The organism is Mesorhizobium sp. M0621, assembly GCF_040320745.1.
In the GTDB taxonomy this organism is placed as follows: Bacteria; Pseudomonadota; Alphaproteobacteria; order Rhizobiales; family Rhizobiaceae; genus Mesorhizobium.
The window spans coordinates 51,263-73,026 of record NZ_JAMYQF010000029.1 but is presented as its reverse complement, the minus strand read 5'-3'; the positions used below and the strand labels follow the sequence as shown (position 1 = coordinate 73,026).

The 21,764-nt window shown below is 64.2% G+C and carries 20 protein-coding genes and 1 pseudogene; 12 read left to right on the top strand and 9 right to left on the bottom strand.

Features of this window, described 5'->3' with window-relative positions; translation table 11 throughout:
* A pseudogene (locus NKI38_RS20035) lies at positions 1-170 on the bottom strand (IS5/IS1182 family transposase); the annotation flags it as partial.
* 188 nt (positions 171-358) lie between these two features.
* Between NKI38_RS20035 and NKI38_RS20030 the strand changes: the two are divergent.
* On the top strand, positions 359-868 hold the full coding sequence (locus NKI38_RS20030; RefSeq protein ID WP_352634243.1) for a flavin reductase: 510 nt from the start codon (positions 359-361) through the stop codon (positions 866-868).
* Between the two features lie 321 nt (positions 869-1,189).
* On the opposite strand, the gene hpaR is transcribed toward NKI38_RS20030, so the two are convergent.
* A complete protein-coding gene (gene hpaR, locus NKI38_RS20025; RefSeq protein WP_352659917.1) occupies positions 1,190-1,585 on the bottom strand; it encodes a homoprotocatechuate degradation operon regulator HpaR in 396 nt (131 codons plus the stop codon).
* Between the two features lie 214 nt (positions 1,586-1,799).
* Between hpaR and NKI38_RS20020 the strand changes: the two genes are divergently transcribed.
* The 5 genes from NKI38_RS20020 (at position 1,800) to hpaH (ending at position 6,632) form a co-directional block, all read left to right on the top strand.
* Positions 1,800-2,186, top strand: a complete 387-nt coding sequence (locus NKI38_RS20020; protein ID WP_352659913.1) for a 5-carboxymethyl-2-hydroxymuconate Delta-isomerase — start codon at positions 1,800-1,802, stop codon at positions 2,184-2,186.
* An 11-nt stretch (positions 2,187-2,197) separates the two neighbouring features.
* Positions 2,198-3,715, top strand: coding sequence for a 5-carboxymethyl-2-hydroxymuconate semialdehyde dehydrogenase (gene hpaE, locus NKI38_RS20015; RefSeq protein WP_352659912.1), 1,518 nt, complete (start codon positions 2,198-2,200; stop codon positions 3,713-3,715).
* A 14-nt stretch (positions 3,716-3,729) separates the two neighbouring features.
* A complete protein-coding gene (gene hpaD, locus NKI38_RS20010; RefSeq protein ID WP_352659911.1) occupies positions 3,730-4,710 on the top strand; it encodes a 3,4-dihydroxyphenylacetate 2,3-dioxygenase in 981 nt (326 codons plus the stop codon).
* Between the two features lie 246 nt (positions 4,711-4,956).
* Positions 4,957-5,829 carry a fumarylacetoacetate hydrolase family protein gene (locus tag NKI38_RS20005; protein WP_352659910.1) on the top strand — a complete coding sequence of 291 codons (873 nt, stop codon included), beginning with the start codon at positions 4,957-4,959 and terminating at the stop codon, positions 5,827-5,829.
* A complete protein-coding gene (hpaH, locus tag NKI38_RS20000; protein ID WP_352659909.1) occupies positions 5,826-6,632 on the top strand; it encodes a 2-oxo-hept-4-ene-1,7-dioate hydratase in 807 nt (268 codons plus the stop codon). The genes NKI38_RS20005 and hpaH overlap by 4 nt, the downstream gene beginning before the upstream one ends.
* A gap of 25 nt (positions 6,633-6,657) precedes the next feature.
* On the opposite strand, the gene NKI38_RS19995 is transcribed toward hpaH, so the two are convergent.
* Genes NKI38_RS19995 through NKI38_RS19970 form a run of 6 tightly spaced genes read right to left on the bottom strand, consistent with a single transcriptional unit; the run spans position 6,658 to position 13,103 of the window.
* Entirely contained in the window at positions 6,658-7,680 is a 1,023-nt protein-coding gene (locus NKI38_RS19995; protein ID WP_352659908.1) for a phosphotransferase enzyme family protein, read from the bottom strand.
* The gene (locus tag NKI38_RS19990) at positions 7,677-8,963 is read right to left on the bottom strand and encodes an aminotransferase class III-fold pyridoxal phosphate-dependent enzyme (RefSeq protein WP_352659916.1); all 1,287 of its coding nucleotides are present in this window, start codon (positions 8,961-8,963) and stop codon (positions 7,677-7,679) included. Before NKI38_RS19990 ends, NKI38_RS19995 begins: the two co-directional genes overlap by 4 nt.
* 55 nt (positions 8,964-9,018) lie before the next feature.
* Positions 9,019-10,368, bottom strand: a complete 1,350-nt coding sequence (locus NKI38_RS19985) for an aminotransferase class III-fold pyridoxal phosphate-dependent enzyme (RefSeq protein ID WP_352659907.1) — start codon at positions 10,366-10,368, stop codon at positions 9,019-9,021.
* A gap of 19 nt (positions 10,369-10,387) precedes the next feature.
* Positions 10,388-11,050 (bottom strand): HAD-IA family hydrolase, encoded by a 663-nt coding sequence (locus NKI38_RS19980; protein WP_352659906.1) that lies wholly within the window; start codon positions 11,048-11,050, stop codon positions 10,388-10,390.
* Positions 11,047-12,333, bottom strand: coding sequence for a Tm-1-like ATP-binding domain-containing protein (locus NKI38_RS19975; RefSeq protein WP_352659905.1), 1,287 nt, complete (start codon positions 12,331-12,333; stop codon positions 11,047-11,049). Before NKI38_RS19975 ends, NKI38_RS19980 begins: the two co-directional genes overlap by 4 nt.
* Complete coding sequence (locus tag NKI38_RS19970; protein WP_352659904.1) at positions 12,333-13,103, bottom strand: IclR family transcriptional regulator; 771 nt, start codon at positions 13,101-13,103, stop codon at positions 12,333-12,335. Before NKI38_RS19970 ends, NKI38_RS19975 begins: the two co-directional genes overlap by 1 nt.
* A gap of 155 nt (positions 13,104-13,258) precedes the next feature.
* Between NKI38_RS19970 and NKI38_RS19965 the strand changes: the two genes are divergently transcribed.
* From NKI38_RS19965 to NKI38_RS19940, 6 genes are all read left to right on the top strand, one after another.
* Entirely contained in the window at positions 13,259-14,704 is a 1,446-nt protein-coding gene (locus NKI38_RS19965) for an APC family permease (RefSeq protein WP_352659903.1), read from the top strand.
* Between the two features lie 52 nt (positions 14,705-14,756).
* A complete protein-coding gene (locus NKI38_RS19960; RefSeq protein ID WP_352659902.1) occupies positions 14,757-15,950 on the top strand; it encodes a cytochrome P450 in 1,194 nt (397 codons plus the stop codon).
* A complete protein-coding gene (locus NKI38_RS19955; RefSeq protein WP_352659901.1) occupies positions 15,947-17,434 on the top strand; it encodes an aldehyde dehydrogenase in 1,488 nt (495 codons plus the stop codon). The genes NKI38_RS19960 and NKI38_RS19955 overlap by 4 nt, the downstream gene beginning before the upstream one ends.
* 228 nt (positions 17,435-17,662) lie before the next feature.
* Positions 17,663-18,517, top strand: coding sequence for a MetQ/NlpA family lipoprotein (locus NKI38_RS19950; RefSeq protein ID WP_352659900.1), 855 nt, complete (start codon positions 17,663-17,665; stop codon positions 18,515-18,517).
* Between the two features lie 91 nt (positions 18,518-18,608).
* A complete protein-coding gene (locus NKI38_RS19945) occupies positions 18,609-19,706 on the top strand; it encodes a methionine ABC transporter ATP-binding protein (protein WP_352659899.1) in 1,098 nt (365 codons plus the stop codon).
* The gene (locus NKI38_RS19940; protein WP_352659898.1) at positions 19,687-20,343 is read left to right on the top strand and encodes a methionine ABC transporter permease; all 657 of its coding nucleotides are present in this window, start codon (positions 19,687-19,689) and stop codon (positions 20,341-20,343) included. The genes NKI38_RS19945 and NKI38_RS19940 overlap by 20 nt, the downstream gene beginning before the upstream one ends.
* 291 nt (positions 20,344-20,634) lie before the next feature.
* Here NKI38_RS19940 and NKI38_RS19935 read toward each other — a convergent pair whose 3' ends face one another.
* The gene (locus NKI38_RS19935) at positions 20,635-21,750 is read right to left on the bottom strand and encodes an aminomethyl transferase family protein (RefSeq protein WP_352659897.1); all 1,116 of its coding nucleotides are present in this window, start codon (positions 21,748-21,750) and stop codon (positions 20,635-20,637) included.
* Positions 21,751-21,764: the final 14 nt, after the last annotated feature.

Sequence of the window (21,764 nt, the reverse complement as noted above, 5' to 3'; positions counted from 1 at the left end):
GGCATGCCGGGGCCGTCCGAATAGACGGCGCCGAAACGCTCCTCCAGCACCGGCCAGTCAATCGCCTGCGCCAGCCGCACCAGCTCGTGCTTCATATTGATGATCTGATCGAGCCTGGAGCGGAACAGATCCTGTTTTCCCGTCTCGCGCTTCTCGCGTGGCCTGGACATTCGCCGTCCCTCGATTCGCCGCCGCCGAACCAAGTGAATCACGCGCCGCAGCACAAGGGAATCGCAAAACCGAATTGCAGGAAAACAGCCCCCATAAACCGCTAATCCTGCAATCCAAAAGCCGCTATCCGCCTCAATCAACATGCCAGATCAACGGCTTGCGGATAGTTCACGGTCGACGAAATCAGATGGCCACGCAGATTTCGAAAACCGATTTCCGCGACGCCATGGCGAGGGTCTGCGCGCCGGTCAACATCGTCACCACCGACGGGCCGGCAGGACGCGGCGGCTTCACCGCCACCGCCATGTGCAGCGTCTCCGACGAGCCGCCGACGCTGCTGGTGTGCATGAACGGGCGCTCGACACAGGCCGCCCTGTTCCTGTCCAACCGGCGCTTCTGCGTCAACGTGCTGACGCACGACCATATGCACCTGGCCGGAAAGTTCGCAGGCGCAACCAGGGACATGGAGGCACGCTATTCCGCGGCGCGTTGGCAGACGCTGACCTCCGGCACGCCGGCGCTGTCGGATGCGATCGTCAATTTCGATTGCGAGATCGAGGATGTGCATGTCGTCGGCACGCACAATGTCATGATCGGCCGAGTCATCGATGTCCGGCACGGCAGCGGCAGCTCGGCCCTGCTCTATGTCGACCGCAATTATACGCAGCCCACGCGGCTTGGCAGCTTTGGCGGGTGAGGGCAATTGATGGCGCCGACAGGGGATGGAGGCGAAGCCTTCCCAACGTCGTCATCCACGGGCGAAGCAGGAGCGAAGCTCCGTCGCGGAGACCCGAGGATCCATGCCGCGACCTTAGTCGAAGGGCGCAGCGGTGCAGAATTCTGAACCGTGGCGACGCTCAGGAGTCCCGGCATGGATCCTATGGTCTACGCCGCGTCGCTTCGCTCCTTGCTCCGCCATAGGATGACGAAGTGATCGATGTTTCCGCCAATCTTCAAGGCATGCGGTCAGTCAACGCAGACGACCAATCAAAACCTCCGTGCCGAGGATCAAAAAGCCTCAACTCTCACCCTCGATCAGGCTCTCCAGCAGATCAAGAAGTTGCTCAAGCTTTTCGTGGCCAAAGCGCTGTTCGATGTCGTCATAGATGACGCGGCGCTCGGGCGAAAGCGCATCGATCAGAGCGGAGCCGGCCGGTGCGATGGTCAGCACGACGCGGCGACCGTCGCCTTCGGCCTTGTTGCGGGTGATGAATTTGCGTCCCTCGAGCGCCTTGATGATGCGCGTCAGGCTGGGCGGCAGCACCGAGGCGCGATCGGCAAGCTCCGTCGCCTCGACGGGACCGGCTTCGCTCAACACACGCAGCACACGCCATTGCTGTTCGGTCACGTCATGCGCCGCAAGCATCGGGCGAAACCGCGCCATCACCGCTTCGCGGGCATGAAGCAACGCCATCGGCAGGGAACGACGAGTGTTTTCAGGCAGCAAGAAGAACGTCCCATTATCGCGGTCATCAACGGGGCCTTGGCCAGCATGGACCGCGCGCTAAACCCGACCTTTCCATCCCGTATCGTTGCGCCAGGCCCGATGCAAGACTTGACTTCGCCGATGCTGCATGTAATTAACGCGTTAACTACAAGAAAGCGATAAGCCAGGGAAACGAAACGCCGTGCCTCACTTCTCCATCGAGTATTCGGCCAATCTCGATGCCAAGGTCGATATGGGCGAATTGTGCGCGCTGGTGTTGCGCACCGTGCTGAACACCGGGCTGTTCGAGATCGGCGCCGTGCGGGTGCGGGCCTTTCGCGCCGATGCCTACGCGATTGCCGACAGCCTGCCGGAAAACGCCTTCCTCGACATGTCGTTTCGCATCGGCACCGGCCGCAGCCCTGACGAGAAGAAGCGGACCGGCGAGGCCGTTTTCGCGGCGGTGAACGAATATCTGGCCACCCTGTTCGAGAGCCCGCATTTCGCCCTGTCGCTTGAGATCCGGGAAATCGACCCGGTGCTGAGCTGGAAGAAAAACGCAATCCACCCGCGACTGCGCGGCAAGTGACGGAATCCGATATGTCCGACCTGCAAGGCAATCTGAACAAGGCCGAGGCCTATCTGGCCCGCTTCAAGCGCGATGGTGTGCTGAACCAGATCGGCGGCGAGGCGGTGCCGGCACTCGACGGCGCGACATTCGAAACGCTGTCGCCGGTCGACCTCAAGCCGCTGGCACGCGTCGCGCGCGGCGGTGCCACCGACATCGACCGCGCCGCCAAGGCGGCAAAGGCGGCGTTCCCGGCTTGGGCCGCCATGCCGGGTGAAGCGCGCAAGAAGCTGCTGCACAAAATCGCCGACGCGATCGAAGCGCGTGCCGAGGAGATCGCTTTCGTCGAATGCATGGACACCGGCCAGGCGCTGAAGTTCATGGCCAAGGCGGCGTTGCGGGGCGCCGAGAATTTCCGCTTCTTCGCCGATCGGGCGCCCGAAGCACGCGACGGCGAGACGCTGCGGACTTCCGGCCAGGTCAACCTGACCACTAGGGTGCCGATCGGCCCGGTCGGCATCATCACGCCGTGGAACACGCCGTTCATGCTGTCGACCTGGAAGATCGCGCCGGCGCTGGCGGCCGGCTGCACGGTGGTTCATAAGCCGGCTGAATTCTCGCCGCTGACCGCCCGCCTGCTGGTCGAGATCGCCGAGGAAGCCGGCCTGCCGAAAGGCGTCTGGAACCTGGTCAACGGCCTGGGCGAAGATGCCGGCAAGGCGCTGACCGAACATCCCGACATCAAGGCGATCGGCTTTGTCGGCGAAAGCCGCACCGGCTCGATGATCATGAAACAGGGGGCCGACACGTTGAAGCGCGTGCATTTCGAGCTCGGCGGCAAGAACCCGGTGATCGTCTTTGCCGACGCCGATCTCGAGCGCGCCGCCGACGCCGCCGTTTTCATGATCTATTCGCTGAACGGCGAGCGCTGCACCTCGTCCTCGCGCCTGCTGGTCGAAGCCTCGGTCTATGAGAGCTTCACCGCCAAAGTCGCGGAGAGGGCGAAGCGCATCATCGTCGGCCACCCGCTCGATCCGAAAACGGTGGTCGGTCCGCTGATCCATCCGGTGCATGAAAAGAAGGTGCTGTCCTATATCGACATCGGCAGGTCGGAGGGGGCGACGCTTGCCGTCGGCGGCGGCAAGGTCGATGGGCCGGGCGGCGGCTGCTATGTCGGCCCGACCCTGTTCACCAACGTCTCGAACGGCATGCGCATCGCGCAAGAGGAGATTTTCGGACCGGTGCTGAGCGCTATTTCCTTCAAGGACGAGGCCGAAGCGCTGGCGCTGGCCAACGATACGCAATACGGCCTGACCGGTTATCTCTGGACGTCCGACGTCACCCGCGCCTTCCGTTTCACCGATGCGCTGGATGCCGGCATGATCTGGGTCAATTCGGAGAATGTGCGGCATTTGCCGACCCCATTCGGAGGCGTCAAGAATTCCGGCATCGGCCGCGACGGCGGCGATCACTCCTTCGATTTCTACATGGAGACGAAGAACATAGCCTTCGCGACGGCGGCGCACGCGATCCAGAAACTCGGCGGCTGACCGGAGGAAATCAGATGCCCTTGCCAAAGCCCAATCTCTACCCCGCCTTCAACATCGTGCGCCTCAGCCATGTCGAGCTGGCCGTCACCGACCTCGCCAAATCCCGCGCCTTCTATGTCGACACGCTCGGCCTGCAGATCACCGACGAGACATCAGACACCATTTATCTCAGAGCGCTGGAGGAGCGCGGGCACCATTGCATCGTGCTGAAGAACGCCGGCGCCGCCGAGGCGCGCGACCTCGGCTTCAAGGTCTTCTCGGACGAGGATCTCGAAAAAGCGGTGCATTTCTTCAAGGGAAAAGGCCTGCCGGTGGAATGGGTCGAGCGACCTTACCAGTCGCGAACCTTCCGCACCCGCGATCCGCACGGCATTCCGCTCGAATTCTATGCCCAGATGGAACGATTGCCGCCTATCCATCAGAAATATGCTCTCTACAAGGGCGTGAAGCCGCTGCGCATCGACCACTTCAACTGCTTCTCGCCCAATGTCGACGAGTCCGTCGCCTTCTACAACGAGCTCGGCTTCCGGGTGACCGAGTACACCGAGGATGCCAGCAGCGGAAAGCTTTGGGCAGCGTGGACGCACCGCAAGGGCGGCGTGCACGACATCGCCTTCACCAACGGCATCGGCCCACGCCTGCACCACGTCGCCTTCTGGGTGCCGACGCCGCTCAACATCATCGACCTGCTCGACCTGATGGCAACGACCGGCTATTTGCCGAACATCGAACGCGGCCCTGGCCGGCATGGCATTTCCAATGCCTTCTTCCTTTATGTCCGAGATCCAGACAACCATCGCATCGAGATCTACTGTTCGGATTACCAGACGGTCGATCCGGACCTGGAGCCGATCAAGTGGGACCTCAAGGACCCGCAGCGCCAGACGCTGTGGGGCGCGCCGGCGCCGAAAAGCTGGTTCGAGGAGGGCAGCGCCTTCGCCGGCGCCGAGGCACGCCAGCCGGATCTGACGGCATCGCCGATCATTGCGCCGTAGACCGGGATTTTAATCGATGACAGCGTTCCTTCGCGCCCCCCTCTGTCCTGCCGGACATCTCCCCCACGAGGGGGGAGATTGGATGTCATCTCTGCCTTCGCCAATTTTCAGCGCCGCAGGAAAAGCGCCGACGGCGCGGCCAGCCGATCTCCCCCCTCGTGGGGGAGATGTCCGGCAGGACAGAGGGGGGCGCCGTAGAGCGCCAGCCTCGCCCGTACTCGACATCACCAGCGATGGAACCTCAGCATGACCCGGCCACGGCTTGCCACCTTCACCGTCGGCGGCAAGGCGCGCTATGGCGCGATATCAGGCAAGGGTGTCGTCGACCTGTCGGCGCGCCACGGCAAGTGGCCGACGCTGCGCGAAGTGATCGAGGCCGGTGCCTTGCGGCGGCTGGCGGAAGAGGCCGAGGCGTTTGCCGCCGATTTCCCGCTCGACGCCATCGCCTATGAAATCCCGATCCCATCGCCAGAAAAGATCATCTGCGTCGGCGTCAACTATCCCGACCGCAACGAGGAGTACAAGGACGGCCAGGCCGCACCTTCGAACCCATCGCTGTTCATCCGTTTTCCCCGTTCCTTCGTCGGCCATGGCGCTGCGCTGGTGCGGCCGCCGGAATCGCCACAGCTCGATTATGAAGGCGAGGTCGTCATCGTCATCGGCAAGGGCGGCCGGCGCATCGCGGAGGCCGACGCGCTCGGCCACATCGCGGCACTGTCGTTGTGCAACGAGGGCACCATTCGCGACTGGGTGCGGCATGCCAAATTCAACGTCACGCAAGGCAAGAATTTCGATCGCAGCGGCTCGATCGGCCCCTGGCTGGTGCCATTCACCGACGAGGCGCAGATCGCCGACATCGCACTCACCACACGCGTCAATGGCGAGCTGCGCCAGCAGGACCGCACCAGCCGGATGATCTTCCCGTTCCGCAAGATCATCAACTACATCTCGACCTTCACCACGCTGGTGCCGGGCGATATCATCGTCACCGGCACGCCGACGGGTGCCGGCGCCCGCTTCGACCCGCCGATCTGGCTGAAGCCTGGCGATGTGATCGAGGTGGAGGCCGACGGCATCGGCGTGCTTAGAAACGGCGTCGTCGACGAGGCAGCACAATGACCCCGGAACAGGTGGAAGACGCCGCAGCAAGACTGTTCGAGGCCGAGCGTTCGCGCCGCCAGATCCGCCTGCTCAGTCTCGATTTTCCCGAGGCGACGATGGAGGACGCCTATCGCGTGCAGGCGGCGCTGGTGACGCGCAAGATCGATGCCGGGCTAAAGCCGAAGGGCTGGAAGATCGGCCTGACCTCCAAGGCGATGCAATATGCGCTCGCAATCGACACACCGGATTCGGGCGTGCTGTTCGACGACATGTTCTTCAGCGATGGCGCAACGGTGCCTGCCGGCCGTTTCATCCAGCCACGGGTCGAGGCCGAGATCGCTTTCGTCATGAAGGCACCGCTGAAGGGTCCCGGCGTGACGATCTTCGACGTGCTCAACGCCACCGACTACATTACCCCGGCGCTCGAAATCCTTGACACCCGCATTGAGCGCGTCAATGCCGAGACGAAGAAGGTGCGCACCTTCTTCGATACGATTTCAGACAATGCCGCCAATGCCGGCATCGTCATCGGTGGCCGCCCGCAACTGCCACAGGAAGCCGATATGCGCTGGATCGGCGCCATCGTCTCGCGCAATGCCGAAGTCGAGGAAACCGGGCTCGGCGCCGGCGTGCTCAATCATCCGGCGATGGGCATTGCCTGGCTGGCCGACAGGCTCGCCCGCTACGACATGTCTATCGCGGCCGGCGAGGTGGTGCTGTCGGGATCGTTCGTGCGCCCGGTCGAGGCGCGGCCCGGCGACACCATCGTCGCCGATTTCGGCAGTTCGGGAACCGTCAGCATTCACTTCGCGAAGGGATGACGTCCACCGGCTGGACCTGTCGTCCTTATCCGCCGCGCAGATAGGCAATCACCACATCGGCTGCGATCGCCGACATGCGCATGCCGACATCCCTGGTGATGTCGCCCTCGATGCGGCTCTGCACCCAGCCGAGGAAGGCGAAGGCGCGCAAGGCCGAAAACAGCGGCAGCGCGGCGATGTCCTGCGCCGTGAGCGCCCGCTCCTGCCGATAGCCGTCGAGCAAAGCGGCCTCGATCAGCGGATAGATCGCCTCCTCGCGGTTCTGATATAGCGCGACGGCAAGGTCGTACATGTGCCAGCCATAGCCGCAATCGTCGAAGTCGATGATGCGGATCGCGCCGTCATGGACAAGCACGTTCTCGCGCACCAGATCGGCGTGAATGATGCCGAAGTTGCGGGCGCTGCGTTCATGCGCCGACAGCGCCTTCACGGCCTTTTCCCGTGCCTGGAAAACCAATTCGCGGCGGGGACCGTCGAGGAAGGGCGAGGTCTCGAAACGGCCCCAGGTCGGGTTCACGCCGAAGAAGCCGTCGAAATCCCAGGCATGGCGCGCGAAGCCGGCGGGCGGCGTCCAGGCTGACGTGACATTGTGCATATGGGCGATGGTCCGGCCGATCGCCGTGAAGACATGTCTTGCCTGTTCAGGCGTATAGTCCAGCGACACGCCTCGCGCCCCGACGGCGCGGCCTTCCAGCCAGCTGAGACAATCGGCTTGCCGGGGCTGCGCGGAGGTAGCCGTGCTGACGAGCACGAACAGGTCACCGGCTTGCGTCACGATCGGAGACGGTGTGGCGATGCCGGCGGATTGCAGAAATCCCATCCATTGCAGTTCCGAGCGCAATGCCGCGTCCGAGTGATAGCCGAGCCGGTGAATGCGCATGGCGGCCGGCTGGCCACCGGGCAAGCGGATGCGGAAAACCGCGTTCTCGCGGAATTTCAGCAGCTCCGGCTCGCCCTCACGAATGCCCCAATATTCGAGTGCACGCCTGGCAAGCTCCGTGACGTCCGCTTCCGTCTCGGGCTCGGATTGCGTGGAAACAGCGTTCACGCCTTCACTCCGCCGACTTCACCAAGAACCTCGTCGAGTAGCCCGATCAGGAAGGCGGCATTGTCGCGCGAGAATGGCATTGGCGGGCGGATCTTGAGCACATTGCCATGGATGCCGGTCTTGCCCATCAGCACGCCGCGGTGGCGCATGCGGTTGGCGACCTGCTCGGCGATGTCGGGCGCTGGTTCGCGCGTCTCGCGGTCATGAACCAGCTCGGCGCCGAAGAACAATCCAGCGCCCCTGACCTCGCCGATGCATTCATGCCGGTCGGCCAAGGGGCGCAGCAGGCCGAGTGCATAGGCGCCGACGTCGCGTGCGTTGGCGAGGAGATCTTCCTGCTCGATGACGTCGAGGACGGCATTGGCCACCGCGCAGGAAACCGGGTTGCCGCCAAAGGTATTGAAGTAGCGGAAGGCGTTGCGGAACGTCGCCAATATCTCCCGGGTGGTGACCACGGCGGCGACCGGATGGCCATTGCCCATCGGCTTGCCCATGGTGACGATTTCAGGAACGAAGCCGGCGCGCTGATGGCCCCAGAAATGGCTGCCGGTGCGGCCGAAACCGGGCTGCACCTCGTCGGCGATGACCAGGCCGCCGGCTTGGCGCACCGCCGCAACGGCGTCGTCGAAGAAGCCGTTGGAAAGCGCCGGGAAGCCTTCGTTGGCGAGCAGCGGACACAGGATCATGCCGGAGAGGCCGATGCCATCCTGCTCCAGCGAGGCAACCGCTTCGCGCACCGCGTCGCCAAAGGCCTTGCCGTTGGCCATCGCATCCGGGTGGCGATAGCTGTCCGGCGCCGGCACCAGCCTGACATGGCGGGCGCGGCCGCCGACCGGCGGCATGCGGGTGCTGAGCTGCGAAACCGCCGTCGTGTTGCCGTGATAGGTGGCGTCGGTGGCGATGATGCCCATGCGGCCGGTAGCGGCCTGCGCCATGCGCAGCGCGATGTCGTTGGCCTCGCTGCCGGTGCAGGTCAGGATGGCTGTGGACAGGCTGGCATCGAAGGTCGCGGTCAGCCGCTCGACATAGTCGAGGATGGCGGTGTGCAGATAGCGCGTGTGGGTGTTGAGCAGGCTTGCCTGCCGGCACAAGGCCTCGACCACGTGCGGGTGGCAGTGGCCGACATGGGCGACATTGTTGTAGGCGTCGAGATATTTGCGGCCGTCGGCATCGTAGAGCCAGACGCCCTCGCCGCGCACCAGATGCACGGGCTCGTCATAGAACAATTGCGATTTCGCGCCGAGCAGTCGGGAACGCCGGCTAACCAGCGCCTCCTCGGCCATTTTTTCCTGCGGTCCAACCATTTGCGTATCGAAACTCCGTTGTGTCAGCTAACCCTCAGACCTTCGACAGGCCTACGTCCAGCGCCTCACCGATCTTCGTCACATCAGCGGCGCTGATGATGAGCGGCGGCGACAGGATGATGGCGTTGCCGGACACGCGCAGCATGACGCCGGCTTCGTAGGCCGCCTCCGAAACCAACGCCATGGTCTTCTTGTCGGCGGGCTTTTTCGTCGCTCGGTCCGAGACCAATTCCAGCGCCGCCATCAGGCCCTTGTAGCGGATGTCGCCGACGATCGCGTGTTTCGCCTTCAGCCCTTCCAGCACAGCCGCCAGTTCGATACCCCGCGCGGCCGCGTTCTCGTTCAGGCGCAAGCGCTTGGTTTCGGCAAGGGCCGCCAATCCCGCCGCGCAGCCCACCGGGTGGCCGGAATAGGTATAGCCGTGGCCAATCGCGCCGAAGCTGGTCTTGTCGGCCTCGAAGACGTCGGCGACCTTGGCGCCGATCAGCGTGGCACCGAGCGGGAAGTAGCCCGAGGTGATCGCCTTGGCGATGGTCATGAAATCCGGCTTCACGCCCGACAGCCGCGAGCCCGACCATGCACCGGTGCGGCCGAAGCCCGTCACCACCTCGTCGGCGATCAAAAGGATTTCGTGGCGGTCGCAGATTTCGCGCACCAGCGGCATGAAGGTTTCGTGCGGAACGATGACGCCGCCAGCGCCCAGAACCGGCTCCATGATGAAAGCGGCGATGGTGTCGCCGCCCTGGAACGCGATCTCGTCCTCCAGCGCCCTGGCGCACAGTTTCGCCAGCCGCGCCGGATCGGTCTCGTCGAACGGGTTGCGGAAGGTCCAGGGTGCGGGAATGTGGAAGACGCCGGGCAGCAGCGGCTCGTAGTTGCGGCGGAAATTGGCGTTGCCGTTGACCGAGGCGCCGCCGAAATGCGTGCCGTGATAGCCCTTCTTCAGGGCAAGGAATTTGGTGCGGTCGGCCTGGCCGCGGATCTTCCAATATTGCCTGGCCAGTCGCAGTGCCGTTTCGACCGAATCCGAGCCGCCCGAGGTGAAGAAGGTCCGCACCATGCCTTCAGGCTCGAACCATTCGCAGAGTTCGTAGGCGAGCTCTATCGACGGCCCGGTCGAGGTGCCGCGAAAACCGGAATAATAGGGCAGTGCACTGAGCTGGTCAGCGATCGCCTTTTTGATCGGATCGCAGCTGTAACCGAGATTCACGTTCCATAACCCGCCGACGGCATCGAGCACAGTGTTGCCGGCGATGTCGGTGACCATGACGCCCTCGCCTTTCATGATCACCTTTGGCGGGTTGGCCCGCATCTCGGCCGGGTGCGCCATCGGATGCCAGATCGGCTTGGCGTTCGTCTCGGTGAGGAAATTGATGTCGCGCATGGCAGGCTCCGCAGTGGTCTCAGGGGAGGAGGTCGAAATGGCCGAGGGCTTCAGCATAGGAAAGTGCTGGCCGGGCAACGTCGAAATGAACGGTGCGCATGCCGGCGGCGCGACCTCCGTCGACATTGCGCTGCTGGTCGTCGACGAAGACGCAAGCACCGGCAGGCAGACCGAGCGCCTCGGTGACGAAGCCATAGGCGCGTGGGTCGGGCTTGAGGATGCCTGTATAGGTGGCGTCGACGATTGTGTCGAACAGGCGAAGCAGCGGCAGGCGCCGGCGGAAGTCGGCGCCGTAGAACAGGTCGAGTTCGTTGGATAGAATCGCCAGGCGAAAGCCGGCCGCGTGGACGGCGCGGATGGCACGGTCGGCCTCTGGCCGCACCACCTTTTCCGGCTCGGCACCCCGCGCGCGCTGGACGAAGGTCTCCATCGCCTGCCAGTCCTCGCCGACGAGCCTGCCGACCTCGCTTGTGCGTGTGCGCCAGTAGTCGCGCTCGCTGATCTCGTCGACCTGCATGGAGCGCCACAGCGGATCGCTGTCGGGATCGAACGGCCCGCGCCATTGCAGCGTTCCCGGCAGGAGGCCAAGCGCCTGTTCGGTCAAGGCATGCGTCTCGAACAGCGTGCGGGTAACGACGCCGCCGAAATCGAGGACCAGCGCCTGGGCCGGAACAGCGCTCACGCGGCGACCCCTTTCACCGGAATGCCGCGCGGGATGATGCCTTCCTCGACCCAGCGGTCGAAGATCTCGAGCGCCTTGACCACGAAGTCGTCGCTGTTGATGTGGGTGTCGATCTCGTGGAACTCGACCCCAGCGGGAATCGCCTTGCGCATCTCATCGGCGAAGGCGGCGAGAGCCTCGGGCTCGTAGAGCGGCTCGCCCTGAACGTCCCATTCCTGGATACCGCCGGACGGCAGGATGAAAGCGGAGCGCCCTTTCGAGGCGCCGAGCTTGGCGGCGATGGTCCTGGCGACCTGGCGACGATCGTCGGCATCGACGGTGACCGAGCCGATCAGCCTGTTGTGGGCATGGAACGGCCGCTGCGCGAATTTAGCCGGCAAATCCTGCCAGGTCGGCAGATCGACCATATCCACGGCGCCGGGCGCGGCGATCTGCGGAATGCCGCGAGCGCCGGCGTTCTCCAGCCGGTCCGCGCCGGAACTGACGACAGAACCGGCGAGATGGTTGGTGATTTCCTGCAGGCTGAAGTCGAACACGGCGCAGAAATGCCCTTGTCCTGCAATCGATTCGAAGGCGCGGCCGCCCATTCCGGTGGTATGGAACACGGCCACGTCATAGCCGCGCCGCTCAAGCGCCGGCTTCAGTGTCTTCATATAGCGCAGGCAGCTGCTGCCGAGCGAGGTCATGCCGATGGTCGGCCCCGCAGCCTGCGCCGCCGCGCGCGACGCAAGCACGATCCTGGCCGCGCCGACGACCGCGCCGCAGGCCTGCGACAGGACCAGCTTGCAGATGCTGTTGAGGCCGTACAGCCCGCCCGCCCAGAGGATCATCATCAGGTCTGGCGCGACACGCTCGGGCGGGATGAGGTGCGAATAGGCGATGGTCGAGACAACGAATTTCGGCACGCCGAGTGGCAGGCAGAGCGCCACATCGAGCGCAAGGTCGGTCCCCATCGAGCCGCCTATCGCGATGAAGGCGTCGATTTCGCCGCTTTGGTGAAGCATGCGCGCCAGCTGCACGGCGCCGCCCGCCATCAGCGTCATGGCGGTGTTCTCGTCGCCGCTCGAGACGATCTCCGAAATCGTCGCATCCACCGCGCGGGCAACGGCGTGCTTGTCGTGATCCGGGCTGTAGGGCGGGTCGCCCAGCACACTGACATCCATCATCACGGCGCTGCCACCCGATGCCTCGATGCACTCTCTCATGAACTTGAGTTCGTCGGCCTTGGTGTCGCCCGTGCCGATGACCAGGATACGGGGCGCCGTTGCCGTGTCTGCAGACATCAGGCCTGCCTCCTCAGTGTTTGCAGGTTTTCGCCATTGAGGCGCATCGAAATCTCCCGTGCCGCGGTCATGACTGCAAGCCCCCGCTCCGCGATGTCAGCCGCATTTGTCCTGGCCTTTGGAGCGGCCACCGCGATCGTGCCGAGTGCAAACCCATCCGCCGCACGGATTGCCGCCGCGACGCTGATGACGCCCTCTTCAAAACCCTGATCGCAGATCGAGTAGCCGCGATCGCGCGTCTCGCCGATGGATCTGGAAATGGCGGCCGGCTCGATCAGCGTATGCGCGGTGAAGGCGTTGAGCGAACCCGTCAGGCATGCCCTGACGGTTTCGGCTCGGGCGAAGGCCAGATAGGCGATGCCAGAGGCGGTCGAATGCAAGGGGAGAAGCTGGCCGATATCGACATTGACCCGGTTTGACCGGGCGGGATGTTCGACATGGACGGTGACCAGCGTCTCGACGCCGAATTCCGACAGATGCACGGTCTCGGCCGTCGAGCTTGCGAGGTCGCGCACGAGGGGGACCGCTGTCTGCAGGAAGGGAAAGCGCGCCTCGCGAATGCGCGCCAGCCGCGACAGGCCGGCGCCGAGGCGATAATGCCGCGTGCCGGCATCCTGCTCGACGAAACCATGACCGGTCAGGGACATCAGCAGCCGCCGCGTCGTCGCCTTGTCGAAGCCCGAGCGGCGCGCCAGTTCGGACAGTCCGAGTTCGGGCTCGTCGACGGTGAATAGCTCCAGAAGTGAAATCGCCTTGCCGACGGTGCCCAACTCAACCTCCAAGCTTGAGTAATCATTTAACGTGTGAATTAACTTGACAGGAAGCCGCTTTGTTTGCAAGTCTATATTCAAAATAAGGGTTCAAATAATGAACCGATATCCAGAGCGCGTGGGACAGGCCGATCGGCCATCAACAGGAGGGACCAATGTCAGCAGTTGCGGAACAGGCGCCGGCCAACAGGCTGCGCAAGAATAGTCTTGGCGTCGGCGCCATCACCTTCATGGTGATTTCGGCGGCAGCCCCGCTCACGGCAGTCGCCGGCGGCACGCCGCTCGGCATGCTGATGGGCAATGGCGCCGGCTTTGCTGGCACCTATCTCATCGTCACCATCCTGCTGCTGTTGTTCGCGGTCGGCTATGTCACCATGTCGCGTCATGTCGGCAATGCCGGCGCTTTCTATGCCTATGCGGCACGCGGGCTTGGCGGCCTGGCCGGCGGCGCCACGGCGCTGATCGCCATCTTGTCCTACAACGCCATGCAGATCGGCGTCATGGGCCTGCTGGGTGCGGCCACATCAGGGCTGTTCGCCGGCTGGGGCATCAACCTGCCCTGGTGGGTGTGGAGTTTCATCGCCATCGCGCTGGTCGCCGTGCTCGGCTACCGCCAGGTAGATCTGTCGGCCAAGATCCTGACGGTGCTGGTGTTGTGCGAATATCTGGTGGTGCTGGTCCTCGACATCGCCATCCTCAAGACCGGTGGCGATAGCGGCCTGTCGGCGGCGCCGTTCAGCTGGAGCCAGATCACATCAGGCGCGCCGGCCATCGCGATCCTGTTCTGCTTTGCCGCCTTCATCGGTTTCGAGGCGACGACCATCTATGCCGAGGAAGCCCGTGAGCCCGAGGTCACGGTTCCGCGCGCGACCTATTTCTCCGTCCTGCTGATCGGCGTCTTCTACATGCTTACGGCATGGCTGATGGCGGTCGGCGCCGGTGTCGACAAATTGCTGCCGACGCTGCAGGGGCTGCAGGATCCGACGACCTTCCTGTTCGGTCTCTCCGACCGCTACGCCGGAACGGTGCTGTCGCAGGCGATGAGCATCCTGTTCGTGTCGAGCCTGTTTGCCGGCGTGCTGGCGTTCCACAATGCTGTTGCCCGCTACATCTATGTCTCGGGCCGCGAGAAGCTGTTGCCGCAGACGATCGGCGTGACGCATTCGGTGCACCAGAGCCCGCATGTCGCTTCGGTCATCCAGAGCGTACTCGCCGCAATCGTCGTCGGGCTGTTCGCCGTGCTCGGCCTCGATCCGGTGCTGGCGCTGTTTTCCTGGCTGACCAATGTCGCGACGCTCGGCGTCATCGTCATGATGGCAGTGGCCTCGCTTGCCGTGGTGATGTTCTTCCGGACCAACCCGGCCCAGGAGAACGCGCTGAAGACCACCATCCTGCCCGGGCTGACCTTCATCGCCTTCGTCATCATCATCTATCTGATCGTCATCAATTTCGGCAGCCTGTCGGGAGCCGGCGGCTTCCTGGGCGTGTTCCTGCCGGGACTGGTGCTGATCGCCGCGGTGGTCGGCCTGCTGCTGGCCAGTGCCTTGAAGAGCCGCGATCCCAAAGCCTTCGAAAACCTCGGCCAGCCTTTGAAAGATTGAGCAACGCAGGGGGCGGTTGTGCCGCCCCCGCACTGCAAAGGGAGTGGCGGCCTTGAGCTTTGCCGAGAACATCACCGTCGAGGCCTTGGAAGCCGATCCCTACCCGATCTATGCCGAACTCAGGCGCAGCGCGCCTGTCGCCTTCGTGCCGGCGGTCAATCTGTGGTTCGTCACCCGCTGGAAGGATGTCGAGAGCGTCGCCAAGTCTCCCGACACCTTCTCCGCCGTCGTTGGTTCGTCTCCGGTCGAGCGCTCCTTCGGCAAGCCGACCATCCTGACCACCGATGGCGAGACGCATAAGCAACTGCGCCAAGGCGTCGACCCAAAATACCGGCCGCGCACTGTCGCCGCCTATGCCGGCGACCTCGTGCGATCGATCGCCGAACCTTTTCTCGACCAAATTGCGGAGCGCGGCTCGGCCGAGCTGATGGCCGATTATTTCGAGCCGGTGTCGACGCTCAGCCTGGCGCGCTCGCTGGGCCTTGCCGACATCGACATGCCGACGCTGCGCCGCTGGTTCTATGGCCTCGCCCAGGGCGCCATCAATTTCGAGAACGACCCGAAGCGGCAAGAGGTCGCCGATGCGATCAGCGCCGAGGTTGGCGACGCCATCCTGCCGACGCTGGAACGCCTTGCCCGCGCGCCGGACGACTCCGCGCTGTCGCACATGCTGCATGACGGCATGCCGGACGGCACGACACGGCCGATCGACTTCCTGATGCCGAGCATCAAGGTCATCCTGCTCGGCGGCATGCAGGAGCCCGGACATGGCGCCGGCTCGATCCTCGCCGGCCTGCTTTCGCATCCTGAACAATTGCGGCAGGTGCTCGACGATCCCGAGACCTTCGTGCCAAAGGCTGTCGACGAGGGCCTGCGCTGGGTGGCGCCGATCGGCACACAGACGCGGCAGACGACGCGGGCGGTCGAGCTTGGCGGCGTGACGATCCCGGCAGGAGCCGCCGTCGCGGCACTTGTCTCCTCGGCAAGCCGCGACGAGAGTCGCTTTACCGATCCAGACCGCTTCGACATCAACCGCGACGAAGGCAACCATGCCGCCTTCGGCTTCGGCCATCATTTCTGTTCAGGCCGGTTTTTCGCACGCGAGCAGATGTGCCTTGCGGTAGGGCTGCTGCTCCTGCGCTTCCCCGATCTCAGCCTGGTGCCGGGCAAGGAACCGGTGTTTCGCGGCTGGGAATTCCGAGCGCCAACCACATTGCATGTTTCCCTGGGAGTCCGTCGCCAATGATCAGTCAGAATGCCATCGACACGCTGCGCAAGACGGAGATCGGCGCGCGGGGCTTGTTCATCGATGGCGCACAGACCGAGGCAACAAGTGGCGCCTCTCTGCCGGTGACATCGCCGATCGACGGCCGGCTCTTTGCCAGCATCGCCGACGGCAATGCCGCCGACATCGACCGTGCCGTCAAGTCGGCGCGCAAGGCGTTCGAGAAGGGTTCGTGGTCGCGCGCAGCACCCGCCTTCCGCAAAAAGGTGCTGACGAGGTTTGCCGAACTGGTCGAACAGCATGCCGATGAACTCGCCGTGCTCGGCGTGCGCGACAACGGTACCGAGATCGGCATGGCCTACAAGGCCGAACCGCTCTCGGCGGCGGGCACCATCCGCTACTACGCCGAGGCGATCGACAAGCTCTATGGCGAGATCGCGCCGACGGCCGACAATGTGCTCGGGCTGATCCACAAGGAGCCACTCGGCGTCGTCGGCGTCATCGTGCCGTGGAATTTTCCGCTGATGATCGGCGCCTGGAAAATCGCGCCGGCACTTGCCGCCGGCAATTGCGTGGTGGTCAAGCCGCCGGAGATCGCTTCACTGACGCTGCTGCGGCTGACCGAACTGGCCAGCGAAGCGGGGCTTCCCCCCGGTGTGCTCAATGTCGTCACCGGCCGTGGCGCGGTCACCGGCGAGGCGCTCGGGCTGCATATGGATGTCGACGCCATCGCCTTCACCGGTTCGGGGCCGGTCGGCCGGCGGCTGCTCGAATACTCCGCGCGGTCCAATCTGAAGCGCGTCTTCCTCGAACTTGGCGGCAAGTCACCCAACATCGTGTTTGCCGACGCCCCGGACCTGAAGCAGGCGGCGGTCGCCTCGGCCAACGGCATCTTCCGCAATTCCGGCCAGGTCTGCGTCGCCGGCTCGCGGCTTCTCGTCCAGTCGTCGGTCTATGACCGCTTCATGGACGAGCTTCTATCGGCGACGACGCGGCTCAAGGTCGGCGATCCGCTCGACCTCGCCAGCGACGTCGGCGCGGTGTCGAGCGCCGAACAATTGGAGAAGAATCTCGGCTTCGTCGCCAAGGCCACCGAGGAAGGCGCCCGGCTGGTCACCGGCGGCGAACGAATCCTGACAGAGACCGGCGGCAGCTACATGGCGCCGACGATCTTCGAGAACGTGACGCAAGACATGCAACTGGCCCGCGAGGAGGTGTTCGGTCCGGTGCTCGGCATCATGCGCTTCGAGACCGAGGAGGAGGCGGTGCGCCTGGCCAATTCGACCGTCTACGGGCTTGCCTCGGCGGTGTGGACCGCCAACCTTTCCACCGCGCATCGCATGGTGCGGGCCATCAATGCCGGCGTCGTCCACGTCAACACCTATGGCGGCGCCGACATCACCGTGCCGCTCGGCGGTGTCAAGCAGTCCGGCTTCGGCCGCGACAAGTCGCTGCACGCGCTGGAGAAATATCTGGAACTCAAGACCGCGTGGATCGCGCTTTGAGACCGAATCTGACCTTCTCACCGAGATGCCCGGGATCGCCTTGCATCCGGCTGCGGTCCGCCGAGCGCCGTCTTGTTCTCTCTTCGTTGAAATTTTTGAGAGAATATTCCCGGCTTTGACGAGAACGGCGAAACACGTTCTTTGATATAATCGATAGAATTTCTGACGATGTGACCAAGGCTAGGCAGTCCGCTTGGCCGCATGACTTCACAACCGCAGAGATCAATCATGACCGACTTCAAAAACACTTTGCCATCTTCCCTTTGGTCACCCCTCAACCGGCGCAGTGGCCTTGCTCTGCTGTTTGCCTCGGCCGTCGCGATCGGCAGCCTGATGACGCCCAGTGCGTCGTTCGCCGAAGACAAGAAGGCGATCAAGGTCGGCATCATCAGCGGCGAGGATGAGGATGTCTGGCGGGTCGTCGTCGCCCAGGCGGCCGAAAAGGGCCTCGCCATCGAGACCGTGGTGTTCAACGACTATACCCAGCCCAACGAGGCGCTGGAGCGTGGCGAGATCGACGCCAACGCCTTCCAGCACCAGCCCTATCTCGACAACCAGATCAAGACGCAAGGCTATCACATCGTGCGCGTCGGCTACACCGGCGTCTGGCCGATCGGCCTCTACTCGAAGAAGTACACCAAGGTCGCCGACCTGCCCGAGGGCGCGGTCATCGGCGTGCCGAACGATCCGTCCAACGAAGGCCGGGCGCTGCGCGTGCTGCAGAACGAGGGCGTGATCAAACTGAAGGACGGCACCGGCATTCTGGCCACCACCGCCGACATCGCCGAGAATGCGAAGAAGGTGGTGATCAAGGAACTCGACGCCGGCATCGTCGGCCGCTCGGTAGAGGATCTCGACGCCGCCGTGGTCAACACTGACTGGGCGCTGAAAAGCGGCCTGACGCCGGAAAACCGGATCGCACAGGAGCCCATTGCCGACAACCCCTACCGCAACTTCATCGCGGTGAAGGCCGGCAATGAAAACGAGGCCTGGGTGAAGACGCTGGTGGCATCCTATCAGAACGAGGCTGTGAAGGCCGAGTTCGACAAGGTCTACAAGGGCACCGGCCTCAGCGCCTATTGATCCGATCCTCGGCCGGAAGCCCGGTTCGAGAGCAACAGCGGTCCGCGCCCAGGCGCGGGCCGCGATTGCGTTTTCGAGAACAGGAACATTCATGAACCAGCATATCACGGCATCCGGGGAGACCGCCGATCCGACCCACGCCCGGCCCGATGCGTCTCAGGACGTCGTGCGCCTTGTCGACCTGAAGCGCCGCTTCGGTGCGACGGCGGCGCTCGACGGCATTTCGCTGACGGTGCGCAAGGGCGAAATCCTCGGCATCATCGGCCGCAGCGGCGCCGGCAAATCGACGCTGATCCGCTGCCTGAACGGGTTGGAACGGCCTGACTCCGGCGAGGTGTTCATCGAAGGCCGCGAGATCAGCCGGCTCGGCGAGCGCGAGTTGCAGCCGCTGCGGCGGCGCATCGGCATGATCTTCCAGCACTTCAACCTGCTGTCGGCCAAGACGGTCGAGGACAATGTCGCGCTGCCGCTCAAAATCGAAGGGCGTCCCAAAGCCGAACGACTGGCACGCGCCGCCGAACTGCTCGATCTCGTCGGCCTGTCCGAGAAAGCAAAAGCCTATCCGGCGTCGCTGTCGGGCGGCCAGAAGCAGCGCGTCGGCATCGCCAGGGCGCTTGCCGCACGGCCGGCGCTGCTTTTGTCGGATGAAGCCACCTCGGCGCTTGACCCGGAGACGACGCGGTCGATCCTCGCTTTGCTCAAGGATATCAACCGGCAGCTTGGCCTGACGATCCTGCTGATCACCCATGAGATGGAAGTTATCCGCTCGATCGCCGACCGCGTTGCGGTGATCGATGCCGGGCGCATCGTCGAGCAAGGCCCGGTCTGGTCGGTGTTCGCCGACCCGCGCTCCGACATCACAAAAAGCCTGCTTGGCGCCATCAGGCCGCAACTGCCAGCCGAGCTGACAGCCCGGCTGCTGCCGGCGGCCGGCGCCGAGACGATCCTGCGCGTGGACGTGGCCGGCGAGGCGGCAAGCGGCCCGCTGCTGTCCGACCTTGCCGTTGCTGTTCCGGGCGCCTTCCGCCTCGTCCACGGCGGCATCGATCATATCCAGCAGCAGCCCGTCGGGACGCTGTTCCTTTCTGTTCCCGGCAGCGATGCAGATCACCTCGCTGACATCATCACATTCCTGAAGGCCCGCCAGGCGCGGGTGGAGGTGCTTGGCCATGTCGCCAATCCTGTTTGAACTTCTGCTGCGTTCCATCTGGGAGACGGTGCTGATGACGGCCGCCTCCGGCTTCATCTCACTGGTGTTCGGCCTGCCGCTCGGGCTCGCATTGATCGCCACCGAACGCGGCGGCATTGCCGAGAACCTATGGGTGAACCGGGCGCTCGGCGCCGTCATCAACGGCTTCCGCTCGGTGCCTTTCATCATCCTTCTGGTCGCGCTCATCCCGGTGACGCGGCTGATCGTCGGCACCTCGATCGGCACCTGGGCGGCCATCGTGCCGCTGTCGATCGCCGCCACGCCCTATTACGCGCGCATCGCTGAAGTGTCGCTGCGCGAAGTCGACCACGGCCTGATCGAGGCGGCGCGCGCCATGGGCGGCAACCGCTGGACGATCATCCGCGAGGTGCTGGTGCCCGAAGCCCTGCCCGGCATCGTCGCCGGCTTCACGGTCACATTGGTGACGCTGATCGGTGCGTCTGCCATGGCCGGCGCCATCGGCGCCGGCGGCCTCGGCGACCTCGCCATCCGATATGGGTACCAGCGTTTTGAGACCTCGGTGATGATCGCCGTGGTGATCGTGCTGATCATCCTGGTCTGCGGTATCCAGTGGGTGGGGGATCGTCTGGTGGCTAAGCTGGACCGGAGGGGGTAGGTGGAGCCGGCTGGCGGCACCGCGCAGGGGATGGGCCGAGGCTCCCTAACTTCGTCATCCACGGGCGGAGCAGGAGCGAAGCGACGTCGCGGAGACCCGAGGATCCATGCCGCGACCTTAGTGGTGGAACGCAGCCGAGCAGAATTCGGCACCGTGGTGACGCGTTGGAGTCCCGGCATGGATCCTCGGGTCTGCGCCGCGTCGCTACGCTCCTTGCTCCGCCCGTGGATGACGAAGCGATGGGCGCGTTTTTAGCTAATCGCGAAGGTCCGCGACCCGCCGGCCAAGCGTCTAGCCGCGCAACCTAACCCCCTCCGGATCGAAGAACGGGATCGGCGCCACGACCGCTCGCGTCACCCTGCCGTCGATGTCGATGCCAAGCTGCGTACCAATCGCAATGAACGGCAGCCGCAGATGCGCCGTGGCCAGCACTTTGCCGAGGGAATAACCATGGTCGCTGTAGGTGACCACGCCCGCGTCCTCGCCATTGGCCAGGACCCTGGCGTCAGTCGCGGCCGGCCTGTCACCGTCGAGGATCAGCCCGACCCATTGCTCGTCAAGGCCCTTGTCGCGGATCTTGAGCAGCGCTTCGCGACCGACGAAATCGCCCTTGTCGAACTTGATCCAGCGGTCGAGGCCGACATGGAACGGCGTGCGGCTCTCGTCCATGTCGATGCCATGCGCCGGATAGGCCTTTTCCAGCCCGAGTGTGAACATCGCCAGCACGCCGTAAGGCTTCAGGCCAAAGTCACGGCCGGCCCGCATCAGTGCCTCCCAGACGGAGGCTGCCTCGTCGGCCGGGACGAAGAGTTCGAAGCCGAGTTCGCCGGTGACGCCGGTGCGCGAGATCAGCACCCGCGTGCCGTTGATATGGCCCGAGATGAATGACCAGCGCTTCAGCCCGTCCAGATCAGCATCAGCAACAACTGCCTTCAGCAGTTCGCGCGAGCGCGGGCCCTGGATGGTCGGGAAGGCGATGGCTGCCGTGATGTCGGTGACATAGGCCTTGCGCCCCTGCGCATGATGCAACAGCCAGGGCAGCATCTTCAGCCGGTTGACGGAGCCGGTGACCAGCATGAAATGCTCCGGCGCCAACCGGAACACGGTGAGGTCATCCATGATGCCACCATGCTCGCGGCAGACGGTGGAATAACGCACCTGGCCCGGTTTCATGGCAGCGGCGTCATTGACGATGACATGGTTGACCAGCGCCTCGGCGTCCGGTCCCTTGATGTCCATCTTGCCCATCGTGCTGAGATCCTGAACGCCGACATTTCTGCGGGTGTTCAGATGCTCGTCGGCAATGCCGGAATAGGTTCTGGCCGAGATGAAATCGCCCCCGGCCCGACCCATGGTCGCGCCCAGTCCGACGATGCTGCTATAGAAGGGGGAGCGCCGCTCAGCCAACGAAGTCTCCATTG